Here is a 17,915-nt window from a genome sequence, read left to right on the forward strand (position 1 = left end):
GAAACAACCACTTGTTGAAATAAGCACATGGCTAACGGTTAGTCTGAAAATAGCGTGACAAGCGCTTGGAATTGGCGTTTACCTTGACTATTTATCGGTATTTCATCCGTGGCACGAAAGCGACGAGGAATACCCACAGGCTCTAACCATTGTCGTAGTTGCTGACGAATTGCTAGCCATAACTTTCCTTTTCCCATTTCAGCGAGTGCTGTTTGACCCGCAGGCGTTAGGGTTATCACCGCGCCTAACACTAGGCGATGGCCTTCATCGAGAGGCAATACTGCTGCTTCATCAATCCAAGCGAGTTGACTTAAACGTTGTTCAACATCTACTAATGAAATACGTTTCTCTTCGATTTTGACGATACGATCAGCACGACCTTTTAGCTGAAATTGGTTATTCGGCAAGAGTTCACATTGGTCGCTGGTTTGGTACCAAGTGTCGGCATCAATAAACGGCGATTGTAAGCGTAGGCATTGCTCTGCATTCAACATGACCTGGTGGCAGGGAAATAGCTGCCATGGGGTTGTTGTTTCATGCTGTTGGCGGTAGCCAATCCCGCCTGTTTCAGTACTGCCAAATACTTCTACAGGCAAACACGAAAATAGTCGTTCGCTTTGTTGCGCCGCTGAATGGGGCAATGGCCCACCAGAGGAGAATATTTGGCGGTAAGGTGATGTCGCTGTCATATCAGCTAGGCGTTTTAAGAGAGCAGGGCTACTGATCAAGATGGTATCGGCAGATGCCTGTGCCATGACTTGTTCTGGATACGTTAAATCCTGACGAGCAAAAGCACGGCCACTGCATAACGGCCACAGTATGCGAAAGAGCAATCCGTAAATATGCTGGTGGGAAACCGTACTGGTTATTTTTGCCTCGAGTAACTGCTCGCCCCAAAGAGATTCCAGCACATCAATTTCTGTTGCAATGCCTGATAATGATTTTTCGATGGCTTTTGGCGTACCGCTTGAACCAGAGGTAAAAAGGGTGAGCTTCAAAGCATCTAAATCAAGAGCTTGAAATTCTGATGTATTGAACTTTGTATTTGCATCGCCTGTAAAAGGAAGAGCCAATGAGGGGATACCTACAATGGTCGCGACTGCATCATCGTGCAATAGAATTTCAAACTGTTCAGCAAGCTCTGCTAAAGCGGCTGGCTGATGATTACCCGGCAAAATAATATGTTTGCTGCTGTGCGATAAAGCCATAAAGGCAACCGCAAAGTAGTAACTGTCAGCAAAGCACAAGGCCCAACGTAATTGGGGCTGAGTATTGAGGTAAGTGGTTAACTCACTCACATCACGCTGAAATTGCTGCCACTGGGTATCATCTTGAAAAGCGACTAGCGATTCAGGCAGACGCTTGGTAAGCATCACATTCGCTAGCGAGGTATAGGAAATGGTCTGTATCATGGCTGCCTCTTTTACCTGCTTTTCTTTTCGTCTTGCTGCTGGTCATTTTTTTGCGTCACATCTTCTCGCACAAAGAAGCGAACAATGAATTCAGCGATAAATAAAGTGCCAGCGGCTAAGTAGCTAATTAAGCCATTGTAAAGTGTCCATACCGCTAACGGTTGAAAACAGGTGTATAGCGCAATTGAGCCATTAACGACAAAAAACGCACACCACACTTTCGTTACTTTGCGGGTGTACCGTACTCCACTGGCGGGTAAATCTGGTTCTTGAAGGCGAGCTAAACGCTCGACTAGGGTTTCTTTTTGCCACAAGCTCATACCGAACAGGCCTAGCATCAGTGTATTGACAACGACAGGGTAAAAAGTAAACCACCCTTCTTGTTGAAATACAGTGCCGAGTAAGGTGAGTACAATACCTGTCGCGCCGCTTAGCCAAGCAACGTATCTGAGTTCTCGTAACCGAGTTTGGTTTCCAGCGATAATGCGAAGCAAAAATAAAAACGCTAGCAGCCCGGCTACAACCCCAAGCCCCCATCGGCTAAGGCCATAGTAAACTGCTAGCGGATAAGCTAATAAAGCAATCGCTGACAGAGCCGTCAGCGCGCGCATTAGCTTTCCTTCAGTAGTTCAATTACAGCATCAACAACGTCATTCACGCTGCGTACTGATTTGAACTCTTCAGGCTTAATTTTTTTGCCAGTGAGATTTTGTAGGTGCACTACAAGATCGACTGCATCGATGCTGTCTAGGTCTAACTCTTGATAAAGTTGCGCTTCTGGCGTGATGTCAGCAGCATCAATCTCAAACAACTCAACCAGTGCATTGCGCACTTGCTCAAATACTTCGTTACGGTTTACGTCGGTCATAATGAATTACGCTTTGGTTGCTGCAATGTAGTTAGCTAGATTTGCTACTGAAGCAAAGTGTTCACGAGTTTTCGTGTCATCAGCATCGATAACGATGTTGTACTTTTTCTTGATCGCAAGACCAAGTTCCAGTGCATCGATAGAGTCTAAACCAAGGCCGTCACCAAATAGTGGTGCATCGGTTTCAATGTCGTCGACAGCGATATCTTCTAAGTTTAGTGCTTCAATGATTAAAGCTTTTAATTCTGTCTGTAATTGTTCCATTTTGGCCTACTTGTAATAAATGAAATCGATGGTTTCTTATCAAGCCGCAGGCGGAAAAAGCACTTCCGCAAGGTGGCTGTTCAAATGTCGAGCTGCTGTTGTCACAGAGTCTGCATTATCAATAAAACGCGCAGTTTGTATTTTATCTTTTACTTCTACGCGAAAAAAAGGTTTATTTTTTGGTACTTTATACCACTTGCTTCCTTTGGTCAGAAAGGATGGCGAAACTGTGATGTGGATTAATCTTATATCACTTTGAGTGCGTATCGCAATCTGCGCCGCTCCTCGTTGAAGTTTCGATTTTTGCTTGGGTGTCGTACGTGTTCCTTCAGGGAATATGAGTAAAACATTGCCATCATCAAGGCGCTCTGAGCAGTCGCTTATCAGGTTGTCGGGATCACGATTAGGGATATATCCTGCCGCTTTTACAATGCCCTTAATAAAAGGGTTATTCCACAATGCCGCTTTAACTAAACAATCACATTGTGGCATGCGTGATGCGATAAGCACGTAGTCAATCAAACTTGGATGGTTAGCCACCACTAAGCAGTTGCGGTCTTGGCGCAGAATATCTTCGCCAATAAATTCGTAATCAATCGCGCCCGTAAACTTCATGGTGCGACAGAAAAAAGCAAAGGTACGTTGAATAATGGCCTGAACACGCATTTCACGTTGCTGCTGGTTACGCGCCGACAACGTCATGACTGGAAAGGCAATAAACGTTAACGCCAGCGCACCGATGCCAAACAGCGAAAAGCAAAAACCCGTCGCAAATATACGCCAATAACGGTTAAATTCGGCCTTTATGGGTACGGTGTGCGCCATTTACTTCTTTTCTCCGCTTGCTACGCGCCAATTCCATTGGTTGCGTTGCGAGTTAATTGACCATTGTGAGTCATTTAATTGGAGATGAGACACCAAAGTAAGCGCGTGCGGCAAAGGATATTGAACCTGTTCACTGCGGTTAGCTGTCCAACTGAGCTGGAAATCGGCACCTTGAGTTAGCAGCATGGCAACAGCGTAACCATGAAACGTTTCCTGAGTGAAGCTACGGTAAATGTCCGGGACTGGCTGATCAAAATCGACCACTAACACTTGGTGTGATGGATGTTGTGCCAAATAACTATTTGCTTCGATAAGCGCAGAAGGGAAGGTGTTTTCACCTGCACTTAATGACGATACTGGAATCGCCTGTTTGGTTAAAATGGTGTACAAGCCTGCCGCTGTATTATGGACTGATTGTGAGAACGCCGTCGGTGAAGCGTCATGCCCAGCAAGAATGTCTTGTAAAAGTTGAACAGTGCGAGTCAGCTCACCATGGCGACTGGAAAAGATAATATAATCAACTTCTTGTTCTTGGCTGATAGCAATGGCCGATTGCACTGCCATTTTGCTTAGCTGACTCATACGTCGACGTGCCATCGGTGGAATAAGATCGTGTGGCACTGTTGCCGTTGGCATTAGCCATTCATGATCGTTTTCCGCCCAATACAGCCATTCTGCATCGGATGTTAAGCCAGCAGATAAAGGCATCAGCTTATTGATGTTGAAAGATATGTTATTCATTTTCAATCGTTTACTTAATTTTTACGAAACAGAGTGCATTATTAAAGATAATAAAACTACTAGCGATTTTCCGTTCAGGATATATGATTGCTGACTAATAAATCAATGTTCTATTACAACTAAGTCGATTAAGGAACTCTCATGAAACTCATTAAAGGGCTTATTATTGCCGCAGTGCTAACCAGTGTCGTTGGCTGTAGTCGTACACAACCAGTTCTTAATGTTGATAACGCACCTGTATCATATAACGTAAAAGTTGATCAGGTACGAAGCGCAATATTGCAATCAGGTGCTGATCGTGGTTGGATCATGCAAGAAACCAAGCCGGGTACGATTCGTGGTGAAATTATCAAACGTACACACAAAGCAATAATTGACGTTGAGTATAATGCAAAAACATACTCAATTCATTATGTTAGCTCTGAGAATTTACAATACGAAGATGGTGAGATCCACCATAACTATAATCGTTGGATAAATAACTTAGATGTCGATATTAAGAAAAAGCTAGCAGCGCTATAGTTTAATTATACTGGTCGTCATTATTATATAATAGGTCAATACATTGTTAATGTTGGCCTATTTGCTACAAATATAAAGAGTATAGATAACAACCTATACTCTTTATATTCTTAGAACGAATATAGCGGCAAATATAATAACGTTTTCTCATCTATATAAATAATTAGGTTTTTTGTGACTCAATATCAACAAGACCCGTTCACTGCTTTAGAAGCAAAAACGGAAGCTCAGAAATTGGCTTTTGCGCCAATCGTTTTTCATACCGCACGTACTCTACGTGACCTTGGTATTTTAGAAGCGCTAGACTCAGCAGGTAGTGAAGGATTAAACGCGGATCAAATCGCAGCACAAACTGGCGTATCTGAATACGGTGTGAAGGTCTTGCTCGATATGGCGTTGAGTGCGCATATCGTGACATGGCACAAACCAAACTATGTATTAGCGAAACTGGGTTACTTCTTGCTGCACGATGGTATGACACGCGCGAATATGGATTTCACCGCAGACGTTTGTTACGCCGCGATGATGCACCTAACCGAAGCGATCACCGAAGGTACACCAGCTGGCCTTAAAGAGTTGGGCGATTGGCCAACTATTTATGAAGGCTTGTCACAACTGCCTGAAAAAGCAAAAGAGAGCTGGTTTAACTTTGATCACTTCTATTCTGATCGTTCATTCCCGATTTTATTAGAGCGCGTGTTTGCGGCCAAGCCAAAACGTGTGTTTGATATTGGTGGTAACACGGGCAAGTGGGCGCTTCAGTGCTGTAATCACGATGCTGATGTTGAAGTGACCATCATTGATTTGCCACAGCAGATCGAAATGGCAATGAAAAACGCCAAAGAGCAAGGTTTTGCTGATCGCGTTAATGGTTTCCCTGCCAATATGCTAGATAAGAGCCAAGCATTGCCAAGTGGTGCAGATGTGTGGTGGATGAGCCAGTTCCTTGACTGTTTCTCACCAATGGAAATCTTAAGTATTCTTCGTCGCGTACGTGAAGCGATGGATGAAGACGCAACAGTATATATCCTTGAGCTTTTCTGGGATGCACAGCGTTACGATGCTGCTTCATTTAGCCTGAATGCAACGTCGCTTTACTTCACCTGTCTAGCGAACGGTAATAGCCGTTTCTACCGCAGTGAAGATTTCTTAGAACTCGTGGAAGAAGCGGGTTTTGATGTTGCAACACGTACTGATGATATTGGCTTAGGCCATACGCTATTAGAATTGAAAGCGAAATAGCGTCCACTAGATACGTTAGGTAAACAACCGTTAATAAAGTGTCATTGCTATTGCTGGTTCACAGTGATGGCACTGGTTGATTACTTGCTAACACCGTACTTGGCTCTTCACCACTTGGTGATAGATCAGGTGCGGTTTGTTGTAACCAGCTCACCAAGCGCTGCTGATATTCAGGGTGCTGAGTGGTTAATGCACGAGCATGCTTGCATCCCGCTAAGCGCCAAAACTCTTTTTCCCCTTGTAGCTGGTCATAAATTCCCTCGCCAAATTCGATAGGAACGACACTGTCTTGTTCACAGTGCAGTACCAATGATGGTGCCACAGGTAGATTTTCAGCCACTTGATTAGCAGCATAATCATCGCGCATGATCAGGTGCACTACCCATGAAAATAACTCGCCCAATGCACCTTGTTCCACCACATGTTCTGCGGTGTCGATATAGCTCGTAAAGGATGAATCGATGATCACGCCATCAATTGCAATGGGATTATCTGCCCATGCACGAAGGAATATATTTCCCCCTGTAGAGGTTGCTACTGTGTAGACAGGTTGAGAGGTTGAGGCTTTCACTTGCTCAATGTATTTGAGCACAGTAATAGCATCTAAATAAGCGGCTTCGTCGCTAACAACACCTGAAGAATGACCAAAGCCTGAGTAATCAAATACCATCACGTCGTACCCGTGCTGGGTCAACCAATCAACTTTCTCTTGGGTTTCTTCCATGTGGCCGCTGTTACCGTGGAAATGAATGACAGCGCCTTGTGGTTCTGGATGCTCGGTGGGCAACCATAGGTATGCAATGTCGTTACCTGATTGCGATGCTAACCAGCGAACTTCTGGGTTCAACTCGGCGCTTTTTGATGGTGAGAAGAAGGTACTGTTGGCACAGCCTTGTAAATAAAGCACCGTAAGAAAAAGTACAATCGATCTCAACATAGTTACCTCTCAAATTGCCTTTTGCTAGCAGTCATGCTTTTAACTAGCTCGAATAAGTAATACGCACCTTGATGCGTTTTGGATCTGAGAGTTTAGAAATGGTGGCAGAGTAGCTAAGGAAGCGATGGCTAAGGTGTTGACTATAAAAAGAATAATCTTTTTGTTTTTTTGTATCGTAAAGGCTGTGTTTCAAAAAATTAACGGTAAGGATGAGAGGTTGGGGGCGTTTCTTTGCTTGTAAGTCGAGAGGATGAATGATAGTTATGTACATTGTTCATAATAAGTAAAATCATTACCATTCACAAACGGATGAGTCTCAAGGAAAGGTATAATGCCAACCACCTCGCTCAAGTACCTCTGCGCACTCGTCGCAGCATGCTCTGCTTCTTTTTCTTACGCCAATAACGATCCACTTTGGCTGAAAAATACAGCCCTATCACCAGATGGCAGTAAAATAGCTTTTACTTACCAAAGCAAAATCTATATTGCGCCCAGCCAAGGAGGGGATGCTCGTGCCCTGACTGGCGGTGAATTTTATCCTCATGCATTGACTTGGTCAGCGGATAATTCAACCTTAGCCTTTGCGGCTAACCCTTTTGGTAATGATGATGTTTTCACCTTGTCACTAGACAGCTTGGCGATGAAGCGTCTGACTTATAACTCGGGCAGTGACATACCTACAGGCTTCACACCTGATGGGCAGCAGGTGTTATTTTCAACGACACGCTCAACACCGACAGACCAAGATTTTTATAGCCAAGCCAGTCCATGGTCTTTTGGTTCGCCTGGTAATCAGCTCTATACTGTAAATCTCGCCAATAGTGCTATGCAAAGCGTTCTTGCTATTCCTGCTCGTCACGCGACGTGGAATTTAAAGCAAGATAAATTACTGTATAACACGCCTCATAAAGATCAGCGCTACCGTAAGCATCAGTCTTCGTTTGCTGTTCCGACTATTTGGCTATTTGATGCGAAAACAAAACAGCACCGCCAATTAACACCAGATCGTATCGCGGCACAATCGCCAATCTGGGATCACAATCGTGATGGCTTCTACTACCTGAGTGAGCAAAGTGGTGACTTTAATGTTTGGTATTACAATTTAGCGACTAAAGAAACATCGCAGCTTACCCAATTTGCCCAACACCCAGTGCGAGACTTAACTGTTGCCGACAATGGTGATATTGCATTTTCTTACCGTGGTGAGTTATATCGCTTGGGTAAAGGGAGCCATAAGCCTCAGAAAATCGCACTAAATATTGCCCACTTTGCACCGAGTCAGGATCGTTATTTTTCTGCCAGCCATGCCTCGGCATTCATGCCTGCAAACCCAGGTGCTGATACCGACTCTGATGAAATGCTACTGGCGAGTTACGGTGATATTTTTGCTTTAGATACAGAGAAAGACAAAGTGCAGCGTTTGACTAACTCAGCGGCTGCTGAGAAACAAATGGTCTACACCCCCGATGGTTATGGCGTGCTATATGCGGCATTAAGAAACGGTAATTGGGGCTTGTATATAACGCAATCCTTGATGGATGAAGAGCCACTATCAACGGCTCCTGTCGTTGATGAAACCCCCTTTTTACAAGTGGATGGGGTCGACATTACACAGCCTAAATATTCCCCAGATGGGAAAAAGTTGGCTTTTGTTGTGGGTGGACGTTCGCTCCATGTGATTGATCTTGATAACTACGCTCCGAGTAAGACGCTCCCTGAAAAATTAATTAGTACCTTGAAAGGGGCCCAGAAACTGGCATTAGGTAGTGAACTTATCTCGCCTGAAAATGTGAGCGAAAGAGGGAGCCTACAATTTACTTGGTCGCCAGACTCGAGCCAACTTGCGGTACATGTGAACCCATCACCATATAATAACGATATTTTAGTTGTTGATGCTGAGGGTAAAAAGCCTGCGGTGAATGTATCGCAAAATGGCTTTTATAACACTTTGCCGAAGTGGAGTGATGACAGCCGTATTCTCAGTTGGTTATCGACCGAAGGCGGTTTGAAAAGTACCGATGGTGAAGATGCCAACTATGTTATTAAAGGAGTCTTTACAAATGGTCAGGCGAAGGCTGATTACCAAAATGAAGTGGCGTTAGAAGAGGATGAAATACCGTCGTATGCTTTTTCTGCGCGCAACCTTGAATACCGCCAAGCCTTTGAGTTTCCATTCTCGGGCAATATCCTCGATTTTGCCTTATTTGGTGATCAACTGTACGTGGTGGATGCTAAGCAGGCACCGGACGGTGATGAGCTGACACGTAGCTTTGTGTACGATATTCGTAAACAGCAAACCGAGCTATTGTTTAATGATTTACCTCTCGCGATGGCCAGTGTGATACGCCCGCAGCAAGGTGTGATGTATTTACAGCTCGATACCGATGTTGTGAAAGTCGATTTGGAAACGGCAGATAAAACTTATATTCCGATTAATTTGCCGATTGATTATCGTCATGAACCGCGCAAAGTGGCGGCCTATCAGCAAATGCTAAAGCAAACCGAGCAGCTTTATTATCGTCAGGATATGGGGAAGGTAGATTGGCAATATTACAGCCAGTTCTACTTGCAGTTTTTACCGCATATTAATAACGATAGAGACTTAGGTGTGCTGATCAGTGAGCTATATGGCGAACTAAATGCCTCCCATACCGGTGGTTACGGTGATCCCCGTGAAAAAAATACAGAAGATGATACCGCGGCTCTTGGTTTGGTGTTTACAAGCCAGCGGGCAACCAGCTCGGCGAAAGCACCGAGCGAAGGTTTAGTGATTGATAGTATTCTACCGGGCGGTCCTGCGGATCTTAGTGATGTGGTGCTAAATGCGGGTGATAAGCTGGTGGCGGTTAATGGTCTGCCTGTAACGACCTTGCCTGAACTAGCAAAAGCCTTAAACCATAAAGCGGAACAACAAGTTGAATTGACCCTAACTAAAAGCAATAGCCTTATAAACAACAAAGAGCGGCATGTCAGAGTTACACCGACAGATAGTGCTGGTTTATCTGCGTTGGCAGCGAAGCGTTGGGAGATTGAACGTCGTAACTATGTGACCAAGCAAACCAAAGGTAAAGTTGCTTATGTTTACTTGCCAGACATGAGTAATGAATCCTTTCAACATTTACGTTCTGAAGCGTTAGGGCGTTTCCGTTCTGCAGATGCGTTGATACTTGATGTGCGTTTTAATGGTGGTGGTTTCTTAGCAGATACACTGATTGAGTTTCTCACAGCGCGTAAAGTTGCTGATGTCGTGCCGCATGCAGGGCGAGCCGCTTCAGATGCGAGTCGTCGTAATTGGTTGAAGCCTTCATTCGTGATTGCTAACTCTGCCTCATATTCAGAAGCTTCTGCGTTTAGTCAGTATTTTCAAGATCTGAAGGTAGGTCCTATCATAGGTGAACCTGTGCCTGGTACAGGTACTGCTGTGACTGGGTTTGAATCAGAAGTGTACGACGGAATCCGTTATCGCTTCCCGTATTTGCCTCTTAAAAATATGACAGGGCAATATTACGAGAACTTAGAACTTCAACCTGATGTCTTGGTGTTTAATACCCCAGAGCAAGTGTCAAAAGGTCAAGATGCACAGTTAGATGCCGCAATCAGCGAAGCGATGAAACAGCTTACACCTTAGTACGCGACTAGTGCTTTAGTTAAAAGATCACAGCCTCATGATGAATGAGGCTGTTTTTTTATATTCTGCGTTCTAGGGGATATGTTCATGTCATGCTTTTTAGGCGGAAAAGCCGGTTGGCTGACTACCCCATGATCACATGCGGAATATAGCGTGACATATCTTGGGTGACCAGCGAGCTGTCCTCGCGAATGGAGATGCCTGCGGCTTCATCATTCACCAGCCAACTGCCGATTAGCGTGTAGTTATCACCAAATTTTGGTAGTGGATGAAAAGCCTGATAAATCACACCTTCGTCGCCGTACGGACCATCGACGCGTAAGATTTGCTGACCATTTTTCACCACCGTAATATTCGCCCCCTCGCGAGCAAATAGTGGCTTTACAACATAGTCTTTTAGCGTCGATAATTCACGATCGTCGGCGAAAAATGAAGGTAGTAGGTTAGGGTGACCTTTAAATTCTTTCCACAATAAAGGCAGTAAGGCTTTGTTACTTAGCACGGACTTCCACATTGGTTCGAGCCAGTTAACCTTGGATTGATCTAAATATTGCGCATAATCTTCGCGAAACATATCTTCCCAAGGGTAAAGCTTAAACATCCAGCGGATAGGGGTGTCTTTGAGATCGGTAAATTCGTTGTTGCCATTGATGCCAATGTCTTCAACGTGAACAAACGCCGTCGATAGTCCCGCTTCTCTGGCGCAATCCTCGATGTATTGCACTGTACCGCGATCTTCAACTGTATCTTTACAGCACGAAAAGTGAATGGTCTGCCCTGGCTGCATGCTAGACAGCTCTTTGAAGCGTTTGATCAGCAACTCTTGTAGCAAATTGCACTGATCGGCATCGCGACGGAGTTGGCCATTATCGACTAAGTCCTCAAGCCACAACCATTGCCAAAACCCCGTTTCATACAGTGATGTTGGAGTATCGGCATTGTTTTCATACAACTTAGCAAAGCCTTTACCATCGTAGGCAAAATCGAGGCGAGAATAGAGTGACGGTTCTTGACGTTTCCATGAATCCAGCACGTTTTGCCACATATTTTCGGGAATTTGAAAGCGTTGTAACCAGTACTCGTCTTTAACCACTTTATCGACCATGGCTAAACACATTTGGTGGATCTCTTCGGTGGGTGCTTCGAGATCTTGCTCTATTTGCTTCAGAGTAAATTGGTAGTATGCCGTTTCGTCCCAGTAGGGGTCTTCATACATAGAGTGAAAACCGAAGCCATATTCTTTCGCTAATGCACGCCAGTGCGGTCTTTCCTGCGCATTGATCCGAAGCATGGGTCATCCTACCTTAATCTTAAATTATCGTGCTGATATGTAAGCGAATATGCCACTTACCTCGTGATGATAGCAAGCGATCTTCATTCAATTTCAAGTCTATTTCGCAGTTTAGCATTTCCTTCTTCCTAAATGACCTTGGGGTTTACCTTGTTAAGTAATCTGTATATGATTTATATATAAACCATATATGAAAAGTATCAGGATGTTCACGATGGGAATCGTTAAAATTTCAGAAGAACTGCATGAAGAAATTCGTAAAGCCAGTGGTGCAATGTCGCGTTCAATTAATTCTCAAGCTGAGTTTTGGATAAAAATGGGCATGATGGCCGAGCTCAACCCAACGCTCTCTTATAACGAACTAGTCCGTAAATTACTTTTGAGTGAATCACTAACACTACAAGGGCTGATCAATGATTAATGTTGTTGTTAAAACACCAGAGCAAATAGCGCTGATGCGCGAATCAGGCCGCTTGCTAGCCGATGTATTCACCATGCTAGACAGCTTTGTGGTGGCTGGTGTGACTACCATGGAAATCAATGATCGGGTAGATGATTACATTGTGAATACGTTAAGTGCACGCCCTGCCAGTAAAGGACAGTACGATTACCCTTATGTGCTTAACGCGTCGATTAATGATGTGATTTGTCATGGTATGCCACAGGTTCACCGAGCTTTGAAAAACGGCGACATTATTAATCTTGATATTACCTTAGAGAAAAATGGCTATATTGCTGACTCCAGTAAAATGTACATGATTGGTGATGTTTCGCCGCAAGCGCGTAAGTTGGTAAAAGAAACCTATAATGCGCTCTGGAAAGGGATTAAACAGGTAAAACCTGGTGCGCGTTTAGGGGATATTGGTCATGCGGTACAGCAACATGCTGAAAGCCATGGCTATAGCGTAGTTCGTGAATATTGCGGTCATGGTATTGGCCAAGAAATGCATGAGGATCCGCAAGTGCTACATGTTGGTCGCGCAGGTACGGGTATGGTGCTCAAAGAAGGCATGACGTTTACGATAGAGCCAATGATCAATCAAGGAACGCACCGTACCAAAACCAAAAAAGATGGCTGGACTGTGGTGACCCGTGATAAGAAATTATCAGCACAGTGGGAACATACAGTGGCAGTAACAAGAGATGGGGTTGAAATATTAACTCTGCGCCCTGACGAGTATTAGACAAAGGGTCCCCTGCTTTTAGATAAGATTAAAGCAGGAGCTCACATTGTTCTCTGCCACAGTATGGCTAGATACTTACTGATTTTTATAGATCCCCGGTGTAAAAGTCGGTGTTTTACAAAGGTCGCTTGGCAATATGGCTAAGGCGTTATCGGTAATGATGTACTCTTGCTCGCAGTCCTCAGTGCCAGCTTGTGTGGTCAAGTGATTGTTTTGCTCTAGCATGGCAATATTACCTTGCTCATCCATGATTTGATTATCTGTGACTTCGATGACGATACCATCAATGGAAGTGAGGATCATTTGTTGGCCCATGGTTTGCTTTCTATGTGCTTGCTGTTGGTATATTCCACCATTATCTTCACCGCAATTAGTCGCAAATTGTACACTGCCAGATTGCTGACTGAAGCGGTATTCGTGGGGACGTACATAGCCATATGAGCTGTCACCTTTACGACAACTTCGTTGTTCAAAATAGTCTTGATCGATTTTTACACTTGCTCGGACATTGGCGGTCGCTTCTACTTTTCGGTCTCCTTCATAGTAGTCATCCCAAAATAGGACATTGCCTCTGCTATCAATGGTCGCTACATTTTCACTATCTCTGATCATGTTGTAAAAGCCAGCGGTACTGATCTCTCCGTTTGACCCAGGAAATCCAGGGTTAGGCTTCGAGCGATGACCATTGTCGTCATCTGGAACACAAACGCCGCGCTCACGCTCCATTCCTCTAGGGCAACCATCTTCTCCACCGCTACGGTGTCCATTATTGCTACTACCGCCGCCATTACATGCTGTTAGCATCATAGGAATAAGGACTATGCCAAGTAATTTGAGTTTGTTATTCATGAGTACACCATTGCAAATTGATTAATGAGTTGAGCCCTTTTCCTTGGCATCGTCTCCTGATGCGGTGGATTATTAACCAATAATTGCTTTCATAAAATTGAGGTACTCAAGGTTTGACCTATAGGTGAGCTGTGCTTGCAGGGGATAGGTTGGGGGCGATACATACCTTCTACCAAGTACAAGGCATGGTTAGTAAAGGGGTCACCAGGGACGGCTAAATATTAAGCGATGTTATTTTAGAACAGATGCCAGAATGGCGTCTTTCCACCAAGTTAGCGCAGGCCCTTCAGCTCGTGTTTTAGATGTCATGAGTTCAATTTCTAAGTGGATGTCTTGATGGAGAAAGTCCAACTGTAATTTTTTAAATTGACCATTACTCAGTTCATTTTTCACCCAAGATTTGGGAACAAATGCCCAGCCAATCCCTTGATGTAAAACCTCTTTCAGTCTACCTGGGTGTTCAAAAAGCCATAATGGTTTGCCGTGTTTGCTGCCTTCAATACTTTCAACGATAGAGAAGGATAATTGCAGTTGTTGATTGAGTTGCGAATAGCTAATTGTTTTACCTACCAACGCATGCTTTTCGCCGATTACAGCAACAATCGTATCTTTAGCAAAGCTGTGAGAGTGATACTCGCTGGGTTGAATAATGGTGTCGATATAGCCAAGGGCTAAGTCGATCGTACCATCAATTACAAGCGTTCGTAATTGATGGGTGTTCCGCCGTATAAAACTAAGGTTAGTTTGTGGAAAAGCGAGATGAAAGTTACTCAACTGGGGGAGGATATAGTTATCGTACAGTGCTGATTCAAGTCCGAGTTGAAGGCTGTTTTCTACGCCAGCATTAAGGCTTCGTGCTTTTAGGGTAATGTCGCTAACGCTGTCGACGCTGTATTTAGCGTAATCATATAGCTCAATGCCTGCTGAAGTCAGGCTTGGATAGCGACCACTTCGATCAAAAAGTTCAAGATTTAAATCAATCTCTAGATTACCTACGAGTTGACTGATCGTTGGCATGCTCTTACCTAAACGGCGAGCCGCGGCACTGAATGAGCCTGTTTCTGCTGTTGTAACGAAAGCACTCAGTTGCTCTATATTCATACACTGCTACCTTCTTCTACCCATAAATATTGTAGTGTGAACTGGTAGAGTCAGAGTCGCGATAGTGAATTTAATTAAGCGCCCACTTTGGGTGTCTTACCTAGGCATCTAAATAAGGGGCCTTCTTTTTGAGTTTTACTTTGGAATATAAGCCGCTAAAAATTGATCTACTGCGCATGTGATTGCCAGCTGTTGTTGTTGTTCTGACGCGATAGGCTGGTGCATCAAAATTTGAGGCCAAAAAACAACGGCTTTTAAGCTGGCAAAAAATTGCTCTGCGGCAATCTGCGGATGAGGAACGGTGAGTTTATTGGCGACATTGGCATTTTCGATCCACTGCTCAAAGCTGTAGCCCCCCTCGAGGTTCTGTAATCTTTCTAGCATGATATTAGCGATCACATTTGAGCGAATACACTCCGTCATCACCATGCGTGATAGCGTGAGAAATTCCGTTTGGCACAGCAGCGTCACTTCTTTTTGGGCAATCGCAACGAGCTGCGACCTAATCTCTACATCTGCGTCAAAGGTTAAGGTTTTCATTACCTTACAGCCATCAAGTAACCTATCGACAATCACTGAAAATAAGCTGTCTTTGGTCGGGTAATACTTATACAAAGTACGTTTAGATACCTCAGCCTGTTTAGCTATCGCCTCCATACTTGCTTGCTCTAAGCCCTTTTCAGCAAAAATATTTATCGCCGAACGAATAATATTTTCTTGTTTAATTTCAGCCACTTTAGCCATAAATTGCCTTTTTGCCAAAAATAAAAGTAAACGGTTGTGTTTACTTTTCTGTGGAAACCAATAATATTGAAAGTATACACCATCGTTTACTTTTGAGGCTAGCTGCAATTATGAACACAGTAGTGAAGACATCGTTGATTTCTGTTTTAGGCGTACTTGGCCTAGCTGGTGCTGCTGGTGGCAACGTTACGGGCGATTTGGTAAGAAGCGAAGACATTCGCCAAGAACGTATTGCTCAATCGCCTCAATTTAAAGATGGCAACGTTATTTCGAACATGGTCAAGGTGGATACGGATGAAGGCATGGCAAAGCTAATGTGGCGCTTTTTTGCCGAACGTAGCCAAATGAAGCCAGCTCAGGCTTTACCTTATAACGCGGTAGATGTAGCTGCACTGGCGACACCGAGTGGTGCATTGCGTGTCACTTGGTTAGGGCATTCCTCTTTGTTTGTGGAAGTCGACCGTACCCGAATCCTTATCGACCCTGTGTTTGATTATGCAGCGCCTGCGGCATTTTCTGGTTTGTTTAAACGTAATGTTGAAGCGCCTATTAAGCGTGAAGATCTGCCATTGCCTGATGTAATTGTTATTTCGCATGACCACTATGATCACCTTGAAGAATCTACGGCTCGTTACTTTGCCGATAAAGGTGTGCGTTTCTTAGTGCCTTTAGGCGTGGGTCGTCACCTTGAAGGCTGGGGCATCGATCCTAACTTGATTGATGAGCTTGACTGGTGGGAGCATAAAGAGATCAACAGCGTGACCTTAACAGCTGCGCCAGCTAATCATAATTCAGGACGTGGTCTATTCGACAGTAATAAAACCTTGTGGGCATCTTGGGCTATTCAGGCTGATGCGGGCAGCGTTTTTTACAGTGGCGATACCGCATACGGTGAGCATTTTACCGAGATCGGTGAGCGTTTAGGGCCGTTTGATTTATCCTTCATTGAAGTAGCAGCCAACGTGAAAGATGGGAAAGGGTATCCCGTTGAGGGCTGGGGGCATATGCAAGCCTCCCATACCATGCAGGCGCACCTTGATGTGCGAGCGGAGAAACTGTTTCCCGTACACTGGTCTACCTATGAGTTGTTTTTGCACCGTTGGGATGAACCTGTGAATGATTTGGTTGAAGAAGCGCACATGCATGGTGCGACCCTTGTGACACCTATGGTTGGAGACAGTTTGGATTTCTCGCAAGCGGTAACAACAGACTACTGGTGGAAAAGGATCAATCAGCCAGAACAATCATTGATAATGAATGAAGCAAGGTAATTAAGGCTGGGTCACTCGTCTTGTAATCAAAACGAGTCATCAGAAACGAGAGCCGATGTGCTCTCCTTTTGATTCATGTTTGTTTATTCATATTTGCGACAACCGTTGCGAGCTGATCACGCAGTTGGCATTCTATTTCTGACAGTATTTTGTTTTTTGGCCAAATTATATCGTATTGAGCACTATGGTGCGTGGCAGAGAAATCAGGCTTAAAGGAGACGATCCCTTCAGGTAATGGGGCTGATTGATCAACTGCGATAAACGCCCAGCCAATATTCGCTTGTAAGGCCGCCAGTAAGGTCTCATATCCTTCGCAATACCAACGCTGCGATGACATTGCCACCGCTTGAATGAGTTGGCTTTCTAACATAGAGGAGGCAACAACTTGCGTTGATGTGGCTAAATCATCATTGCTAATTTGTCGCTTATGACGAAATGGGTGCTGTCTGCCACAAGCAAAGATGTAGCGAATATGCCCAACTGCAGTGAATTCATAAAAGCTAGAATTACTTTCTAAACTAGGGGTAAGCGCCAAGTCAATTTGGTTATTTTTAACTAACTCAAAAATTTGAGTACTCGGTTTACGCACTAACCTTACTTGCATTATTGGGTACTTTTTATGGATGTGCTGTAGCCATGTCATGAAAGGTGATAGGGGTAAATCTTCATCAAACGCAATCGTCAGCGACACTGGCGAGCCTGCAGAAATTAATGCCGCGCTATTTTCAAACCGCTCAGCGCTATCAAGTGCAAGCTTGGCGCTGTCATACAAAGCTAACCCAGCTTCAGTCACCTGTGGGTATTTCCCCTTTCTATCGAATAACACTACACTTAATTCATCTTCAAGTTTGGCAATGTTACTACTGATTGTGCTCTGTTGGCGGCCAAGTTGGCGTGCTGCGGCACTGAATGAACCCGTATCAGCGGCAGCGATAAAACTTTTGAGTAGATCTGAATTGATCATATTGATAATAAATTCGAGGAGTTAGGCATCAAGTATAGATGGTATCGATGGAAACTAGTTTAATCTATTTGA

The 17,915-nt window shown here is 44.3% G+C and carries 18 protein-coding genes; 6 read left to right on the forward strand and 12 right to left on the reverse strand.

Features of this window, described 5'->3' with window-relative positions; translation table 11 throughout:
- Positions 1-38 precede the first annotated feature (38 nt).
- Genes OCU87_RS24560 through OCU87_RS24585 form a run of 6 tightly spaced genes read right to left on the reverse strand, consistent with a single transcriptional unit; the run spans position 39 to position 4,110 of the window.
- Positions 39-1,412 carry an AMP-binding protein gene (locus OCU87_RS24560; protein WP_261858828.1) on the reverse strand — a complete coding sequence of 458 codons (1,374 nt, stop codon included), beginning with the start codon at positions 1,410-1,412 and terminating at the stop codon, positions 39-41.
- 11 nt (positions 1,413-1,423) lie between these two features.
- Positions 1,424-2,023, reverse strand: coding sequence for a COG4648 family protein (locus tag OCU87_RS24565; protein WP_261858829.1), 600 nt, complete (start codon positions 2,021-2,023; stop codon positions 1,424-1,426).
- Positions 2,023-2,280, reverse strand: a complete 258-nt coding sequence (locus OCU87_RS24570; RefSeq protein ID WP_261858830.1) for an acyl carrier protein — start codon at positions 2,278-2,280, stop codon at positions 2,023-2,025. Before OCU87_RS24570 ends, OCU87_RS24565 begins: the two co-directional genes overlap by 1 nt.
- A gap of 6 nt (positions 2,281-2,286) precedes the next feature.
- On the reverse strand, positions 2,287-2,544 hold the full coding sequence (locus OCU87_RS24575; RefSeq protein WP_062692071.1) for a phosphopantetheine-binding protein: 258 nt from the start codon (positions 2,542-2,544) through the stop codon (positions 2,287-2,289).
- A 39-nt stretch (positions 2,545-2,583) separates the two neighbouring features.
- Positions 2,584-3,369 carry a lysophospholipid acyltransferase family protein gene (locus tag OCU87_RS24580; protein ID WP_261858831.1) on the reverse strand — a complete coding sequence of 262 codons (786 nt, stop codon included), beginning with the start codon at positions 3,367-3,369 and terminating at the stop codon, positions 2,584-2,586.
- A complete protein-coding gene (locus OCU87_RS24585; RefSeq protein WP_261858832.1) occupies positions 3,370-4,110 on the reverse strand; it encodes a beta-ketoacyl synthase chain length factor in 741 nt (246 codons plus the stop codon).
- 141 nt (positions 4,111-4,251) lie between these two features.
- Here OCU87_RS24585 and OCU87_RS24590 point away from each other — a divergent pair, with 141 nt between their 5' ends.
- Both OCU87_RS24590 and OCU87_RS24595 read left to right on the forward strand, forming a co-directional pair.
- Entirely contained in the window at positions 4,252-4,632 is a 381-nt protein-coding gene (locus OCU87_RS24590) for a hypothetical protein (protein WP_261858833.1), read from the forward strand.
- A gap of 174 nt (positions 4,633-4,806) precedes the next feature.
- On the forward strand, positions 4,807-5,874 hold the full coding sequence (locus OCU87_RS24595) for a methyltransferase (protein ID WP_261858834.1): 1,068 nt from the start codon (positions 4,807-4,809) through the stop codon (positions 5,872-5,874).
- A gap of 58 nt (positions 5,875-5,932) precedes the next feature.
- On the opposite strand, the gene OCU87_RS24600 is transcribed toward OCU87_RS24595, so the two are convergent.
- Positions 5,933-6,811: an alpha/beta hydrolase gene (locus tag OCU87_RS24600; protein ID WP_261858835.1), complete on the reverse strand. Its 879-nt coding sequence runs from the start codon at positions 6,809-6,811 to the stop codon at positions 5,933-5,935.
- 331 nt (positions 6,812-7,142) lie between these two features.
- Between OCU87_RS24600 and OCU87_RS24605 the strand changes: the two genes are divergently transcribed.
- Positions 7,143-10,439 (forward strand): S41 family peptidase, encoded by a 3,297-nt coding sequence (locus tag OCU87_RS24605; protein ID WP_261858836.1) that lies wholly within the window; start codon positions 7,143-7,145, stop codon positions 10,437-10,439.
- A 124-nt stretch (positions 10,440-10,563) separates the two neighbouring features.
- Here the strand turns inward: OCU87_RS24605 and OCU87_RS24610 are convergent, their stop codons facing one another.
- Positions 10,564-11,730, reverse strand: coding sequence for a glutathionylspermidine synthase family protein (locus tag OCU87_RS24610; protein WP_062692061.1), 1,167 nt, complete (start codon positions 11,728-11,730; stop codon positions 10,564-10,566).
- A gap of 214 nt (positions 11,731-11,944) precedes the next feature.
- On the opposite strand from OCU87_RS24610, the gene OCU87_RS24615 reads away from it, so the two are divergent.
- Both OCU87_RS24615 and map read left to right on the forward strand, forming a co-directional pair.
- On the forward strand, positions 11,945-12,151 hold the full coding sequence (locus OCU87_RS24615) for a ParD-like family protein (protein WP_094958845.1): 207 nt from the start codon (positions 11,945-11,947) through the stop codon (positions 12,149-12,151).
- Positions 12,144-12,914 carry a type I methionyl aminopeptidase gene (gene map, locus OCU87_RS24620; protein ID WP_062692059.1) on the forward strand — a complete coding sequence of 257 codons (771 nt, stop codon included), beginning with the start codon at positions 12,144-12,146 and terminating at the stop codon, positions 12,912-12,914. Before OCU87_RS24615 ends, map begins: the two co-directional genes overlap by 8 nt.
- Before the next feature lie 75 nt (positions 12,915-12,989).
- Here map and OCU87_RS24625 read toward each other — a convergent pair whose 3' ends face one another.
- The 3 genes from OCU87_RS24625 to OCU87_RS24635 form a co-directional block, all read right to left on the reverse strand.
- Positions 12,990-13,763 carry a hypothetical protein gene (locus tag OCU87_RS24625; protein WP_261858837.1) on the reverse strand — a complete coding sequence of 258 codons (774 nt, stop codon included), beginning with the start codon at positions 13,761-13,763 and terminating at the stop codon, positions 12,990-12,992.
- Between the two features lie 231 nt (positions 13,764-13,994).
- Positions 13,995-14,864, reverse strand: coding sequence for a LysR family transcriptional regulator (locus tag OCU87_RS24630; RefSeq protein WP_062692057.1), 870 nt, complete (start codon positions 14,862-14,864; stop codon positions 13,995-13,997).
- Between the two features lie 135 nt (positions 14,865-14,999).
- Complete coding sequence (locus OCU87_RS24635) at positions 15,000-15,608, reverse strand: TetR/AcrR family transcriptional regulator (protein ID WP_261858838.1); 609 nt, start codon at positions 15,606-15,608, stop codon at positions 15,000-15,002.
- Between the two features lie 110 nt (positions 15,609-15,718).
- Here OCU87_RS24635 and OCU87_RS24640 point away from each other — a divergent pair, with 110 nt between their 5' ends.
- Entirely contained in the window at positions 15,719-16,879 is a 1,161-nt protein-coding gene (locus tag OCU87_RS24640) for an MBL fold metallo-hydrolase (protein WP_261858839.1), read from the forward strand.
- Positions 16,880-16,952: 73 nt separating this feature from the next.
- Here OCU87_RS24640 and OCU87_RS24645 read toward each other — a convergent pair whose 3' ends face one another.
- The gene (locus tag OCU87_RS24645) at positions 16,953-17,843 is read right to left on the reverse strand and encodes a LysR family transcriptional regulator (protein WP_261858840.1); all 891 of its coding nucleotides are present in this window, start codon (positions 17,841-17,843) and stop codon (positions 16,953-16,955) included.
- Between the last annotated feature and the right edge of the window lie 72 nt (positions 17,844-17,915).

Source organism: Photobacterium sanguinicancri (assembly GCF_024346675.1).
In the GTDB taxonomy this organism is placed as follows: domain Bacteria; phylum Pseudomonadota; class Gammaproteobacteria; order Enterobacterales; family Vibrionaceae; genus Photobacterium; species Photobacterium sanguinicancri.

Excerpts from the sequence above, each read along its gene's own strand:
- OCU87_RS24560 (WP_261858828.1), bottom strand. The coding sequence starts at position 1,412 with ATGATACAGACCATTTCCTATACCTCGCTAGCGAATGTGATGCTTACC.
- OCU87_RS24565 (WP_261858829.1), bottom strand. The coding sequence starts at position 2,023 with ATGCGCGCGCTGACGGCTCTGTCAGCGATTGCTTTATTAGCTTATCCG.
- OCU87_RS24570 (WP_261858830.1), bottom strand. The coding sequence starts at position 2,280 with ATGACCGACGTAAACCGTAACGAAGTATTTGAGCAAGTGCGCAATGCA.
- OCU87_RS24575 (WP_062692071.1), bottom strand. The coding sequence starts at position 2,544 with ATGGAACAATTACAGACAGAATTAAAAGCTTTAATCATTGAAGCACTA.
- OCU87_RS24580 (WP_261858831.1), bottom strand. The coding sequence starts at position 3,369 with ATGGCGCACACCGTACCCATAAAGGCCGAATTTAACCGTTATTGGCGT.
- OCU87_RS24585 (WP_261858832.1), bottom strand. The coding sequence starts at position 4,110 with ATGAATAACATATCTTTCAACATCAATAAGCTGATGCCTTTATCTGCT.
- OCU87_RS24590 (WP_261858833.1), top strand. The coding sequence starts at position 4,252 with ATGAAACTCATTAAAGGGCTTATTATTGCCGCAGTGCTAACCAGTGTC.
- OCU87_RS24600 (WP_261858835.1), bottom strand. The coding sequence starts at position 6,811 with ATGTTGAGATCGATTGTACTTTTTCTTACGGTGCTTTATTTACAAGGC.
- OCU87_RS24605 (WP_261858836.1), top strand. The coding sequence starts at position 7,143 with ATGCCAACCACCTCGCTCAAGTACCTCTGCGCACTCGTCGCAGCATGC.
- OCU87_RS24610 (WP_062692061.1), bottom strand. The coding sequence starts at position 11,730 with ATGCTTCGGATCAATGCGCAGGAAAGACCGCACTGGCGTGCATTAGCG.
- OCU87_RS24615 (WP_094958845.1), top strand. The coding sequence starts at position 11,945 with ATGGGAATCGTTAAAATTTCAGAAGAACTGCATGAAGAAATTCGTAAA.
- map (WP_062692059.1), top strand. The coding sequence starts at position 12,144 with ATGATTAATGTTGTTGTTAAAACACCAGAGCAAATAGCGCTGATGCGC.
- OCU87_RS24625 (WP_261858837.1), bottom strand. The coding sequence starts at position 13,763 with ATGAATAACAAACTCAAATTACTTGGCATAGTCCTTATTCCTATGATG.
- OCU87_RS24630 (WP_062692057.1), bottom strand. The coding sequence starts at position 14,864 with ATGAATATAGAGCAACTGAGTGCTTTCGTTACAACAGCAGAAACAGGC.
- OCU87_RS24635 (WP_261858838.1), bottom strand. The coding sequence starts at position 15,608 with ATGGCTAAAGTGGCTGAAATTAAACAAGAAAATATTATTCGTTCGGCG.
- OCU87_RS24640 (WP_261858839.1), top strand. The coding sequence starts at position 15,719 with ATGAACACAGTAGTGAAGACATCGTTGATTTCTGTTTTAGGCGTACTT.
- OCU87_RS24645 (WP_261858840.1), bottom strand. The coding sequence starts at position 17,843 with ATGATCAATTCAGATCTACTCAAAAGTTTTATCGCTGCCGCTGATACG.